Origin of the sequence: Streptosporangium sp. NPDC049078 (assembly GCF_040648855.1) — a bacterium.
In the GTDB taxonomy this organism is placed as follows: Bacteria; Actinomycetota; Actinomycetes; order Streptosporangiales; family Streptosporangiaceae; genus Streptosporangium.
Map to the genome: position 1 here is coordinate 178,857 of NZ_JBEZEL010000018.1, position 12,208 is coordinate 191,064.

At 68.3% G+C, this 12,208-nt stretch carries 12 protein-coding genes; 7 read left to right on the forward strand and 5 right to left on the reverse strand.

Features of this window, described 5'->3' with window-relative positions; translation table 11 throughout:
• Positions 1-252: 252 nt before the first annotated feature.
• The 4 genes from coxB (at position 253) to AB0B90_RS29415 (ending at position 4,363) form a co-directional block, all read left to right on the forward strand.
• Positions 253-924, forward strand: a complete 672-nt coding sequence (gene coxB / locus AB0B90_RS29400) for a cytochrome c oxidase subunit II (protein ID WP_362925827.1) — start codon at positions 253-255, stop codon at positions 922-924.
• Positions 921-2,582, forward strand: coding sequence for a cytochrome c oxidase subunit I (ctaD, locus tag AB0B90_RS29405; RefSeq protein WP_362925828.1), 1,662 nt, complete (start codon positions 921-923; stop codon positions 2,580-2,582). The genes coxB and ctaD overlap by 4 nt, the downstream gene beginning before the upstream one ends.
• The gene (locus AB0B90_RS29410; protein WP_350947470.1) at positions 2,579-2,974 is read left to right on the forward strand and encodes a cytochrome c oxidase subunit 4; all 396 of its coding nucleotides are present in this window, start codon (positions 2,579-2,581) and stop codon (positions 2,972-2,974) included. The genes ctaD and AB0B90_RS29410 overlap by 4 nt, the downstream gene beginning before the upstream one ends.
• A 159-nt stretch (positions 2,975-3,133) precedes the next feature.
• Complete coding sequence (locus AB0B90_RS29415; RefSeq protein WP_350947471.1) at positions 3,134-4,363, forward strand: Ig-like domain-containing protein; 1,230 nt, start codon at positions 3,134-3,136, stop codon at positions 4,361-4,363.
• 453 nt (positions 4,364-4,816) lie between these two features.
• On the opposite strand, the gene AB0B90_RS29420 is transcribed toward AB0B90_RS29415, so the two are convergent.
• The 4 genes from AB0B90_RS29420 to AB0B90_RS29435 are packed head-to-tail and all read right to left on the reverse strand — an operon-like array spanning position 4,817 to position 9,063.
• Positions 4,817-6,505 carry a ubiquinol-cytochrome c reductase cytochrome b subunit gene (locus AB0B90_RS29420; RefSeq protein ID WP_350947472.1) on the reverse strand — a complete coding sequence of 563 codons (1,689 nt, stop codon included), beginning with the start codon at positions 6,503-6,505 and terminating at the stop codon, positions 4,817-4,819.
• Entirely contained in the window at positions 6,505-7,617 is a 1,113-nt protein-coding gene (locus tag AB0B90_RS29425) for a Rieske 2Fe-2S domain-containing protein (protein ID WP_362925829.1), read from the reverse strand. Before AB0B90_RS29425 ends, AB0B90_RS29420 begins: the two co-directional genes overlap by 1 nt.
• Complete coding sequence (locus AB0B90_RS29430; protein ID WP_350947474.1) at positions 7,614-8,429, reverse strand: c-type cytochrome; 816 nt, start codon at positions 8,427-8,429, stop codon at positions 7,614-7,616. Before AB0B90_RS29430 ends, AB0B90_RS29425 begins: the two co-directional genes overlap by 4 nt.
• A gap of 16 nt (positions 8,430-8,445) precedes the next feature.
• On the reverse strand, positions 8,446-9,063 hold the full coding sequence (locus AB0B90_RS29435) for a heme-copper oxidase subunit III (protein ID WP_350947475.1): 618 nt from the start codon (positions 9,061-9,063) through the stop codon (positions 8,446-8,448).
• A 195-nt stretch (positions 9,064-9,258) separates the two neighbouring features.
• On the opposite strand from AB0B90_RS29435, the gene AB0B90_RS29440 reads away from it, so the two are divergent.
• From AB0B90_RS29440 to AB0B90_RS29450, 3 genes are all read left to right on the forward strand, one after another.
• A complete protein-coding gene (locus AB0B90_RS29440) occupies positions 9,259-9,657 on the forward strand; it encodes a hypothetical protein (RefSeq protein ID WP_350947507.1) in 399 nt (132 codons plus the stop codon).
• A 30-nt stretch (positions 9,658-9,687) separates the two neighbouring features.
• Positions 9,688-10,752, forward strand: a complete 1,065-nt coding sequence (gene trpD, locus AB0B90_RS29445) for an anthranilate phosphoribosyltransferase (RefSeq protein WP_362925830.1) — start codon at positions 9,688-9,690, stop codon at positions 10,750-10,752.
• Positions 10,753-10,844: 92 nt separating this feature from the next.
• Entirely contained in the window at positions 10,845-11,795 is a 951-nt protein-coding gene (locus AB0B90_RS29450; protein ID WP_350947477.1) for a histidine kinase, read from the forward strand.
• A gap of 75 nt (positions 11,796-11,870) precedes the next feature.
• Here the strand turns inward: AB0B90_RS29450 and AB0B90_RS29455 are convergent, their stop codons facing one another.
• Positions 11,871-12,158, reverse strand: a complete 288-nt coding sequence (locus tag AB0B90_RS29455) for an Lrp/AsnC ligand binding domain-containing protein (RefSeq protein ID WP_350947478.1) — start codon at positions 12,156-12,158, stop codon at positions 11,871-11,873.
• Between the last annotated feature and the right edge of the window lie 50 nt (positions 12,159-12,208).

The window sequence follows — 12,208 nt, forward strand, 5'->3', positions numbered from 1 at the left end:
GGGAGGGCGAGGGTGGTCCGCGCTAATGTGTCCCCCAGCGTGAAGCTGTGAACTACGAAATCTTGAACGTGAACAAACGACCGCCCAGGAGCGACTCCTGGGCTTCATCTGTGGGGTAGGCGATCCGTGAGTCCGACCCGCCGTTCTGCACGGCGTCCGTTGGCCCGCCGCCGGGTGCCGCGCGCTGCCGCTCTGGCACTGCTGCTGGTTTCCCTGACGGCGTGCAGTGCCGAAGACTGGTCCCGAGCCGGCTTGCCCGAGGGCGTCACCAAGCAGTCCGAAGCCGTCCAGAGTCTGTGGAACGGATCGTGGATCGCGGCCCTCGCCACCGGTGTGGTCGTGTGGGGCCTGATCCTGTGGTCCGTCGCCTTCCACCGTAAGAAGAAGAACTCCAAGGACGAGCTGCCGCCTCAGGTGCGGTACAACCTCCCGATCGAGATCCTCTACACGGTGGTGCCGATCATCATGGTCGGCGTCTTCTTCTTCTTCACCGCGCGCGACCAGAACTACATCACCAGCATGTCCGAGAAGCCCGACGTGACGGTCAAGGTCGAGGGCTTCCAGTGGAGCTGGCGCTTCACCACGGAGTACAACGGCAAGACCGCCCAGGTGGTCGGCCAGCCCGCCCTCGACTACACCAAGGGCCCCGAGCTGGTGCTGCCGACCGGTAGTAAGGTCAGGTTCGATCTTCACTCGCCGGACGTCATCCACTCCTTCTGGGTCCCGGCGTTCCACTTCAAGCTCGACGTGATCCCCGGGGTGAACAACAAGTTCGAGATCGACACCCTGGACAAGCCCGGCGTCTACGCCGGACGCTGCGCCGAGCTCTGCGGCGTCGACCACAGCCGGATGCTCTTCTCGGTGAAACTCGTGCCCCCGGCCGAGTTCGACCAGTACATCGCTAGCCAGGCGGGTGCCCAGTGACCGCACTTAACGAACCCCTCGTCCACTCCCCGGTGCCGCCGACCCGCAAGGGGTCGATCATCACGAAGTGGGCGTCGTCCACCGATCACAAGATCATCGGACACCTCTACCTGATCAGCTCGTTCATCTTCTTCATCATCGGCGGCGTGATGGCGCTGATCATGAGGGCGGAGCTGGCGCAGCCGGGTCTGCAGTTCACCAGCAACGAGCAGTTCAACCAGCTGTTCACCATGCACGGCACGATCATGCTGCTGATGTTCGCGACCCCGCTGTTCGCGGGCTTCGCCAACGAGCTCATGCCCCTGCAGATCGGCGCCCCCGACGTCGCGTTCCCGCGGCTGAACATGGTGAGCTACTGGCTCTTCACCTTCGGCAGCCTCATCGCCCTGTCGGGCTTCATCACCCCGGGCGGCGCGGCGAGCTTCGGCTGGTTCGCCTACACCCCGCTGTCGAACGCGATCAGCTCTCCCGGGATCGGCGGAGACCTGTGGATCGTGGGCCTCACCATCAGCGGTCTGGGCACGATCCTCGGCTCGGTGAACTTCATCACCACGATCATCTGCATGCGCGCGCCCGGCATGACGATGTTCCGCCTGCCGATGTTCACCTGGAACGTCCTGCTCACCTCGATCCTGGTGCTGATGGCCTTCCCGGTGCTGGCCGCCGCGCTGCTCGCGCTGGAGGCCGACCGCAAGCTCGGCACGCACATCTTCGCCCCCGAGACCGGCGGCGCGCTGCTCTGGCAGCACCTGTTCTGGTTCTTCGGGCATCCCGAGGTCTACATCATCGCGTTGCCGTTCTTCGGCATCGTGACCGAGATCCTGCCGGTCTTCAGCCGCAAGCCGCTGTTCGGCTACATCGGCCTGGTCGGTGCGACGATCGCGATCGCGGGTCTGTCGATCACCGTGTGGGCGCACCACATGTTCCCCACAGGGCAGGTGCTGCTGCCGTTCTTCTCGTTCATGACGTTCCTCATCGCGGTGCCCACCGGGGTGAAGTTCTTCAACTGGATCGGCACCATGTGGCGCGGCCATCTGTCGTTCGAGTCGCCGATGCTGTTCTCGGTCGGCTTCCTGGTGACGTTCCTGTTCGGTGGCCTGACCGGCGTCATCCTCGCCTCCCCGCCGCTGGACTTCCAGGTCTCCGACTCCTACTTCGTGGTCGCGCACTTCCACTACGTGGTCTTCGGCACCGTGGTGTTCGCGATGTTCGCGGGCTTCTACTTCTGGTGGCCCAAGTTCACCGGCAAGATGCTGAACGACACGATGGGCAAGATCCACTTCTGGACGCTGTTCATCGGTTTCCACACCACCTTCCTGGTGCAGCACTGGCTCGGCGCGCAGGGCTTCCCGCGCCGCTACGCCGACTACAGCCCGATCGACGGGTTCACCGATCTCAACATGATCTCGTCGGTGGGCGCGTTCCTGCTGGGCGCCTCCACACTGCCGTTCCTGTACAACGTGTGGAAGACCCACAAGACCGCGCCGAAGGTCACCGTGGACGACCCGTGGGGTTACGGCAACTCCCTCGAATGGGCGACGTCCTGCCCGCCGCCGAGGCACAACTTCACCTCGCTGCCCCGTATCCGGTCCGAGCGCCCGGCGTTCGACCTCAAGCACCCGCACATCCCGGCCCGTGAGCTGGAGGAGAGCCGATGAAGGTCCAGGGCTGGCTGTTCATCCTCTGCGGCGTCTTCTTCGCCGCCGTGGACGTCGTCTACTGGTACTGGTCGAAGGAGCCGGTCGGCACGACCGCGATGGCCATCTCGGTGGGCTTCGCGTTCATGATCGGTTACTACCTCATGTACACGGCCCGCCGCATCGGCGACCAGCCGGAGGACGACAAGCAGGGCGAGATCAGCGACGGCGCGGGGGAGCTCGGCTTCTTCAGCCCGCACAGCTGGTGGCCGCTCTTCGTCTGCCTCGCCGTCGCGCTCAGCGGGGTCGGCCTGGTCATCGGCTGGTGGCTGTTCCTGATCGGCGTCTTCGCGATCGTGATGAGCATGATCGGTTTCGTCTTCGAGTACTACCGGGGCAACTTCTCGCACTGACCCCGCGCTTCTCACCACAAACCGGGCGGGCCACGGAAAAACTTCCGTGGCCCGCTTTTTGGCGTTTATTGGACGCTCCAGGCGGTCGTCTTATGTGGCGAACCGCTTACTCCGGGTAATAACTGACTCAGTGGTTCAGTCCGGGACAGGGGAGTTCATGTGGGGCACGCGATCCGTGGTCGGAGCCAGGGAGCGGGACTGCTTGCCCTCGCACTGGTGACGGCCTCCTGCTCGGGAAACACCGCCGTACAGGGCGAGAAGGCGCCGCAGGCGTCACAGAACCCGGCCGCCGCGGCCGCGGCCGTCACCGTGGCCCCCCTCGACAGGGCCACGGGGGTCGCCACGGACACGCCCGTCCTGGTCGCGGCGCAGGGCGGCACCCTCAAGCAGGTCGCCGTGAAGGCCGTGAAGGGCGCCAAGGGCTCCCTGCCGGGCGTTCTCAGCGCCGACGGCACACAGTGGCGCAGCAGCGGCCTGGCGGCTCCTGGAGCCTCCTACGAGGTCTCCGTGACGGCCGTCAACCCGGAGGGCGCCGTCACCACCAAGACCTCCTCCTTCTCCACGGTGAAGGGGAACGAGACCTTCACGATCGAGAGCTTCATGCCGGGCAGGGACTCGACCGGCCTCACCGTCGGCGTCGGCATGCCGGTGATGATCACCTTCGACCGGGACGTCACCGACCGCGTCTCCGTCGAGCGCAACCTTCTCGTCCGCACCTCCAGGCCGGTCCTGGGCGCGTGGCACTGGTTCGACAACCGGAACGTGCACTTCCGCCCGAAGAACTTCTGGCCCTCGGGCACCAAGGTCAGGGTCGAGGCCCGCCTCGCGGGGGTGCGCGGCGGCGACGGCCTGTACGGGGCCGCGAACAAGGTCGTCAATTTCAAGATCGGCCGCTCGCAGATCACCCGGGGCACCATCCAGTCGCACAACCTCACGGTGAAACGCAACGGCAAGGTCGTCCGCGAGATGCCGATGAGCGCCGGGCAGGGCGGCGACTGGAAGTACCACACGACCAGCGGGGTGCATCTCGCCATGTCCAGGGAGAACGTCACCGTGATGACCTCCCCGGGCATCGGCCCCGGTTCCCCCGGCTACTACCAGCTGACCGTCTACGACACCGTCCGCATCTCCAACAGCGGCGAGTACATCCACAGCGCCCCGTGGTCGGTCGGCTCCCAGGGCAACTCCAACGTCAGCCACGGATGTGTCAACGTCAGCCCGAGCAACGCCAAGTGGTTCCTCGACAACACCCTGATCGGGGACCCGATCATCATCACCGGCTCGCCCCGCGTCCTGGAGCCCACCAACGGGTGGGGCCACTGGCAGGAGAGCTGGAAGGAATGGCTCAAGTGGAGCAGCCTCAAGCACTTCACCACCGACGACGTCTGACGGTCCCGGTGCGAGGACGCGGTTGAGCGCCTCGGGGCGGGGACGGCCACCGGCCGCGGCGCCCTGAAATCCGCCGAGGGCGGGAGACGCGGCTTGAGCGCCCCCGACTCCTGGTCTGGTACACGAAAGCCCCCGAGAAGCCCTCTGAGGGCCTTCCGGGGGCATCATGGCAGCTCAGGACGTCTCCGTCCGAGGTGTCGCCGTGCTCCCGGCGGCGCGGAGACGCCCTCCCGCGCCGTGACGGGTGCTGCCGCGTGAGCCCGCGCGGCCTCGGTGTTCCCGGCGGTTCACCGGCATCGCCTTCGTGGTGTCGAGAGGGGCCGGCGGTTCGTGGACATCATCCCGTGAACGACCCGCGAACGACCCCACGAACGACCCCACGAACGACGAGGGGCCCGGACACCGTGTGGTGTCCGGGCCCCTCGGGTGGCCGGTGGTGCAGGCCGTGACGGATCAGCGGGTCAGGGACTTGTCCTCGCCGCCCTGGCCGACCGTCGCGTGCTCCTCGTGGCTCCCGTCGCCGATGGCGCCGTGGCCCTCGCCGTGGCCGTGGCCGTCGTCCAGCGGGATCTTCTCGCCGCCGTACGCCGCGCTCATCTTGGCGCGGAGCCGGCCGAGCGGGCCGCGCATCCCCTTGGAGGGGATGTCGTCGCGACCCTTCGGACCCGCGCCGTCTCCGGAGACGATCGGGACCGCCTCCTTGCCCCGCATGTGGGCCTCGATCGCCTCGTTCGGCGGTACGTGGACCTCGATGTACTCGCCGTGGGGCAGCCGCTTGATCACACCGGACTCGACACCGTGGCCGATGATCGCCGCGTCGCTGCGCTGCAGGCCGAGGCAGATCCGGTAGGTGACGATGTAGGCGATCACGGGACCCGCGATGACCAGGAACCGGCCCGCGTAGGTCGTCCAGTTCAGCGAGATGTGGAAGAACGCGGAGATCTCGTCGTTGGCGCCCAGCAGCCACAGCACGCCGTAGAACGTGACCGCCGACATGCCGATCGCGGTGCGGTGCGGGTTGTTGCGGGGACGCTCCACGACGTGGTGCTCGCGGCGGTCCCCGGTGACCCACTGCTCGATGAACGGATACAGCGCCAGGCCCGTCATCACGATGCCCATCGGCACCAGGGCCGGGATGAGCACGCTCATCGCGATCGTGCCGCCCCCGGTGCCGAAGAGGTTGAGCTCCCAGGCGGGCATGAGGCGCAGCGAGCCTTCGAGGAAGCCCATGTAGAAGTCGGGCTGCGAGCCCGCCGAGATGTCGGCGGGGCTGTAGGGACCGTACAGCCAGATCGGGTTGATCTGGGCGAAGGTGCCCAGCAGCGCGATGACCCCGAAGGTGAACATGAAGTAGGCGCCGGCCTTGATCATGAAGGCCGGGTAGAACGGCGCGCCCACCACGTTCTCGTTGGTGCGGCCCTTGCCCGGCATCTGCGTGTGCTTCTGGACCCACATCAGGATCATGTGGGCCGAGATGAGCGCCAGCAGGACGGCCGGGATGAGCAGGATGTGGATCGAGTAGAAGCGCGCGACGATGTCCTCGCCGGGATACTCGCCGCCGAAGAGGAAGAACGTGAGCCAGGTGCCGATCAGCGGCAGCGAGATCGCCACGCCCTCGGTGATCCGCAGACCGGCGCCGGAGAGCAGGTCGTCGGGGAGGGAGTAACCGGTCAGGCCCGCGAGCAGCGCCAGCGTGAGCAGCAGCACGCCGATCAGCCAGTTGAACTCACGGGGCTTGCGGTAGGCGCCGGTGAAGAACACCCGCAGCATGTGGACCATCATGCCGGCGATGAACAGCAGGGCCGCCCAGTGGTGCATCTGCCGCATCAGCAGGCCGCCACGCACGTCGAAGCTGATGCTCAGCGCCGAGGCGTACGCCTCGGACATGACGACGCCCTGCAGCGGACCGTAGGACCCGGTGTACTCGACGTGGCCCATGCCGGGCTTGAAGAAGAACGTCAGGAACGTGCCGGTCAGCAGCACGACGATGAACGAGTAGAGGGCGATCTCACCCAGCAGGAACGACCAGTGGTCGGGGAAGATCTTCCGGAGGTTGCGCCGGAGGAAGTTTCCCGCGCCGATACGGTCGTCGACGTAGGTGCTCGCGCCCTCGATGGGCTTGGGAACGGTCTCCATGCTCATTACTGTTGGGCTCCGTTCTCACGGACCTCGGCCTCGGCGTCGCCGCGCTCCCAGAAGCTGGGGCCGACGGGGACCGGGAAGTCCGCCGTTGCGACGAGGTATCCCTCATTATCGACGGCGATCGGCAGCTGAGGCAGGGGCCGGGCGGCCGGACCGAAGATGACCTTGGCGCCGTCGGCGGCGTCGAAGGTCGACTGGTGACACGGGCACAGGATGTGGTGGGTGGTCTGCTCGTACAGGGCCGCGGGGCAGCCGACGTGCGTGCAGATCTTGGAGTACGCCACGATCCCGTCGTGTGTCCAGTTCAGGTTAGTTCCTGATTTGAGCTCCTCGGGACGGAACTTGATCAGGATCAGTGTGGCCTTGGCCAGCGCGTTCAGGTCGTGCTCGTATCCCTCGGGCACCACGGAGAGGATGCCGCCGGGGGAGTTGAAGTCGGCGGCCCTGATGGGGGAGCCGCTTCCCTCGACGATGAGCTTGCGCTGCTTGCCGTCCTTGGTCTTCTCTCCCCAGACGGTGTGCCGGAGCTTGGCGGGGAAGTCCGAGTAGCTCGGGCCGAGGTCGCGCAGCAGGACCAGCGGGGCGAGACCGAGGGGGGCGGCGGCGAGGAGCAGGGTGCGGCGCAGCAGCGGGCGCTTGAGGATGCCGCTCTCGTTCGCGCCCTGCACGAAGGTCGTGCCCACGTAGGACCTGGTCGCGGGGTCGGAGGCCATCGGGTGGCGCTCCTGGACCAGGTTGTACTTGGGCATGACCATGCGGGCCCAGGTCGTCATGCCCGCGGCCAGCCCGAGCAGCGCGAGCGTGAGCGAGGCGCCCAGCGCGAGGTTGGAGACCTGGGTGGTCTCGAGGTCGCCGACCTGGAAGACCACGTACGACACCACGAAGCCGATGCCGCCCAGGAAGGCGACGAGGAAGCACAGGGCGGCGTATCGCTCGCCCTTCCTCGCGGTCGCCTCGTCCTGCGGGGTCACACCGGGAACCTGGACGGACTCAGCCCTCCTCGGCTCCTCATGGCCGAGAAGGGAGGTGCTCGCCGCCGGGGAGGGGGTGCCGATCACGCGCTTGGGCGCGCGCTCCTCCGGCTGCTCGATGTCGTGATTGTTGTCAGTCATTTGGCCTGTCGCCTCTTCGCGGTGATCCAGATGGCGGCCAGGGAGAGGAGGCTGAGGCCGACGATCCAGGCCACCAGACCCTCCGTGACCGGGCCGATGCGGCCGAGACCGGCGCCACCCGGGTTGGGCTCCTCACGCACGCCCACGATGTAGGCGATCATGTCCCGCTTCTGCTCGGGGGTGATGATGCTGTCGTTGAACACCGGCATCGCCTGCGGGCCGGTGATCATCGCCTCGTAGATCTGCCTCTCGGTGGCCTCGTGCAGCGGCGGTGCGTACTTGCCCTGGGTCAGGGCGCCGCCGGAGCCGACGAAGTTGTGGCACTGGATGCAGTTCGCGCGAAACAGCTCGCCACCCCTGGCCTTGTCGCCCTTGGAGGCGTCGACCTGCTCGTCGGTCGGGATGGTCGGGCCACCGCCGAGTGACTGCACGTAGGCGGCGAGCTGCCGGACGGTGTCCTCGTTGACCCAGGGCGCCGGGGGCTTGCGCGGTGCCTGCGCGCCGGGGTTGGCCAGGGGCATGCGGCCGCTGCTGACCTGGAAGTCCACGGAGGCGGCGCCGACGCCGATCAGGGTCGGACCCTGGGCGGTGCCCTCGGCGTTGAGACCGTGGCAGCTGGAGCAGCTCTGCTCGAAGAGCTTCTTGCCCTCCGCCACGTCGTCGGCCCTGCCGGAAGCGATGGCGGCGTCGGCCTGCCGGCTCGGAGAGATCGAGAGCACGACGGTGTAGACACCGCCTATCAGGCCCAGGGCCAGGAGCAGGACGGCGTATCTCGCGAGGGGATGCCGCCGCCCAGCGGTGATCCTATTCACAGAGATCCCCGATTCCTTAGTGAATGCCATAGATGGTTACGAAAAGCCCGATCCAGACCACATCGACGAAGTGCCAGTAGTAGGACACGACGATCGCGCTGGTCGCCTGCTCACGGGTGAAGCGCTTCGCGGCGTACGTGCGTCCCAGCATGAACAGGAACGCGATCAGTCCACCCGTCACGTGCAGGCCGTGGAAGCCGGTGGTGAGGTAGAACACGGAGTCGTACGCGGAGTGCGACAGCGTGTGCCCCTCGTGGACCAGCTCGCTGTACTCGTACAGCTGGCCGGCCACGAACACGGAGCCCAGCACGAAGCTGACGATGTACCAGAAGCGCAGCTTGGCGACCTGGCCCTTCTCGGCCGCCCACACGCCCAGCTGGCAGGTCACACTGGACAGGACCAGGATGATCGTGTTGCCCAGGGCGAACGGGATGTTCAGGTGGGCCTCGGGCCAGGGAAGTCCCTGGCCGATGCTCACCGACCGGATGGTGAAGTACATCGCGAACAGCGCCGCGAAGAACATGAGCTCGGAGGACAGCCAGACGATCGTCCCGACGCTGACCAGATCGGGCCGGCGGGACGAGTGTGCTGTCGTCGTCGTTGAAATTGCGGATGCTGTCGCCACGGGCAGCATTATTGCGGCTCTCCTGCTCGGGTCGCCGCACGACCCCCCGTTAGGGGGTGCATACGCCCCCTCAAAGTGGACGTATAGGGCAATTTTCTCGGCGCTGGCTCCGGCCTGGGTCTCCGGAGCGGCTGACCGGTAGCATCCCAGGTGACCATACATCGACGAGGGATAGTGAGCGCGACCGTGAGCACCGACGACAAGATGAGGGTTCTCGTCTACAGCGACGACGCGAGCACCCGCGAGAAGGTGCGGCAGGCGATCGGCCGCCGCCCCGCCGGAGACGTGCCCCTCGTGGAGATCGTGGAGTGCGCCACCCACGCCAAGGTCGTCCAGCACTTCGACTCCGGGGAGATCGACGTCGCAGTGCTCGACGCCGAGGCCCAGCCGGCCGGAGGCATGGGCGTGGCCCGCCAGGCCAAGGACGAGGTCCACGACTGCCCGCCGATCTGCCTGCTGATCGCCCGTCGCGACGACCGCTGGCTCGCCGAGTGGTCGCGCGCCGAGGCCGTCGTGCCGCAGCCGATCGACCCGGTCGTCCTCGCCGAGACCGTCGCCGACCTGATGCGCCGCCGCTCCTCCACCCGCCTGTCCGCCCGCTAGCCCCTCGGAACCCCCCTGGAGAGACCTCTGATGGACGCGCGCACCACCTGGCCCGCGCTGTTGTCCGCCCTGCTCGCGGGCGAGCACCTGACGGCCGACGAGACCGCCTGGGCGATGAACCAGATCATGTCGGGCTCCGCCACACCCGCCCAGATCGCGGGCTTCGCGGTGGCGCTGAGGGCGAAGGGCGAGACGGTCGCGGAGGTGACCGGCCTGGCGCGCACGATGCTGGAGCGGGCCACCCCGCTCTCGGTCACCGGTCCCGTCGTCGACGTGGTCGGCACCGGCGGCGACCGGGCACACACCGTCAACGTCTCGACCATGGCCGCGATCGTGGCCGCCGCGGCGGGGGCGAGGGTCGTCAAGCACGGCAACCGGGCCGCCTCCTCCTCCTGCGGGGCCGCCGACGTCCTGGAACACCTCGGGATCGTGCTCGACCTCGCCCCGGCAGACACCGCGAGGGTCGCCGTGGAGGCCGGGATCGCCTTCTGCTTCGCGCCGGTCTACCACCCGGCGCTGCGCTTCGCGGGCCCGCCGCGCAAGGAGCTCGGCATCCCCACGGTCTTCAACTTCCTCGGCCCGCTGACCAACCCGGCCAGGCCCGCGGCCCAGGCGATCGGCATCTTCGACGAGGGCATGCTCCCCGTCGTCGCGGGCGTCTTCGCCGAGCGCGGGGTCTCCGCCCTGGTCTTCAGGGGTGACGACGGGCTGGACGAGCTCACCATCGCGACGACCTCCACGGTCTGGGTGGTGCGCCAGGGCGCGATGGAGAAGGTGGTCTTCGACCCGGCCGCCCTCGACATCCCCAGGGCGGCGCCCGACGCGCTGCGCGGGGGGGATGTGGAGTTCAACGCCCAGGCCGTCCGCGACCTGGTCGGCGGCAAGACGGGACCGGTCCGTGACGCGGTGCTGCTGAACGCCGCCGCCGCGCTGGTCGCCCTCGACGGCACGGGCGAGGGCGCGGGCGCAGGTGACGACCTGAACGCCGCGCTGGCCGCGGGCTACCAGCGCGCGACGCGGGCCGTCGACTCCGGCGCCGCCGCCGAGACCCTCGATCGCTGGGTCGAGGTCAGCCGGGCGCTCGCGCCGTCCTGACCCTCGATCGGCAGGTCCTCCCCTCTTGGGCGGATGGAAGATCCGCCCAAGAGAGGATGTGTCGCCGAGGGGAGCCGTTCTAGATTGCGGCCATGTGGCGTGTTGACCCCCTGGACGAGCAGGTGCTCCCCATCGTGCTGTCGTGCGCGGCGCTCGCACTGGGCGTGGCCGTGGCGAGCCTGGTGTGGGAGCGCAGGCTCCTGCTGCTGAGGCTCAGGTCCTGGGAGGCCAGGTTCGCCGACCAGGGGGAGGCCCTGGCCGGTGCCCGGCTCGCGCAGCGGCGGGCACGCATCGCCCGCGAGCTGCACGACGTCGTCGCCCACGGGATCAGCATGATGACCCTCGGGGTGGGCGCCGGACGGATGATCATGGACAAGGATCCCGAGCGGGCCAGGCAGACCCTGCGGGTGGCCGAGGAGACGGGACGCCAGGCACTCGTCGAGCTCCAGCGCACCCTCTCGCTGCTCGACCTCGACGGCCCCTCGACCGGCAGGACGCCACAGCCCAGACTGTCCGACCTTCGCGACCTGCTCGCCGAGGTCGGGGAGAAGGGCCTGCGGGTGGACATGGTCGAGGACGGCAGGCCCGCCGAGGTCGGGCTCGCCCTCGAACTGGTGGCCTACCGCATCGTCCAGGAGGCGCTCGCCAACACCCTGAGGCACGCCGGTGCTCGTTCGGCCCGCGTCACCCTGCGCTGGCGGCCGGGTTTCCTCGACGTCCTGGTACGGGACGACGGCAGGACCGTCCCCTCGGCCGCCGCGGGGCACGGCCTGCTCGGCATGCGCGAGCGGGCCACCCTGTTCGGCGGGACGCTGGCGGCGGGGACCCTGCCCGGCGGTGGGTTCGAGGTGCGGGCGAGATTGCCCACCGCGGGCGAGGTGGGAGGCCGCACGGGTGGGGCGGACGAGGGGGACGTCACCGTCGTCGGGCCGCTCCGGGGATTCGCCGGGGTCGGCGAGGCGGACGAGGACGACACGGTCCCGGTCTCGCGCCCCGCCTCGGCCCGTACGGGGGAGGATGCCTCAAGCCCCGGCACGGGGTGAGGATGCCGGGCCTGCGCTCCGGCTCGGCCCGTGCGGGCCGAGGTCATACCCCGGTGCTCGCCTACGTCGTCTCCGTCAGTCGGACTCGCCGAGGCCGATCGAGAAGGCGGCGTCCAGGTCGTGCCGCGAGTAGGCGCGGAAGGCGACGTGGGTCTCGGTGTGCAGCACCCCGTCGACCTTGTTGATCCGGCCGGGGACGACCTCGGCGATCTCCTCGTAGGAGGTGACGCGGACCATGGCCATCAGGTCGTACTCCCCGGTTATGGAGTAGACCTCGCTCACCCCGTCGATCTCGGCGACCGTCTGGGCGACTTCGGGGATCCGGTCCACCTCGGCGTTGATGTGAACGATCGCGGTGACCACGAGCTTCCTCCTCGTTGAGTGCGGCTTGCCGCCTCAGAAGCTATCAGCGC

What these genes read in the sequence shown, in the direction of transcription:
- AB0B90_RS29410 (WP_350947470.1), top strand. Translation starts at nt 2,579, where the DNA reads ATGAAGGTCCAGGGCTGGCTGTTCATCCTCTGCGGCGTCTTCTTCGCC.
- AB0B90_RS29420 (WP_350947472.1), bottom strand. Translation starts at nt 6,505, where the DNA reads ATGAGCATGGAGACCGTTCCCAAGCCCATCGAGGGCGCGAGCACCTAC.
- AB0B90_RS29425 (WP_362925829.1), bottom strand. Translation starts at nt 7,617, where the DNA reads ATGACTGACAACAATCACGACATCGAGCAGCCGGAGGAGCGCGCGCCC.
- AB0B90_RS29435 (WP_350947475.1), bottom strand. Translation starts at nt 9,063, where the DNA reads ATGCTGCCCGTGGCGACAGCATCCGCAATTTCAACGACGACGACAGCA.
- AB0B90_RS29440 (WP_350947507.1), top strand. Translation starts at nt 9,259, where the DNA reads ATGAGGGTTCTCGTCTACAGCGACGACGCGAGCACCCGCGAGAAGGTG.
- trpD (WP_362925830.1), top strand. Translation starts at nt 9,688, where the DNA reads ATGGACGCGCGCACCACCTGGCCCGCGCTGTTGTCCGCCCTGCTCGCG.
- AB0B90_RS29450 (WP_350947477.1), top strand. Translation starts at nt 10,845, where the DNA reads ATGTGGCGTGTTGACCCCCTGGACGAGCAGGTGCTCCCCATCGTGCTG.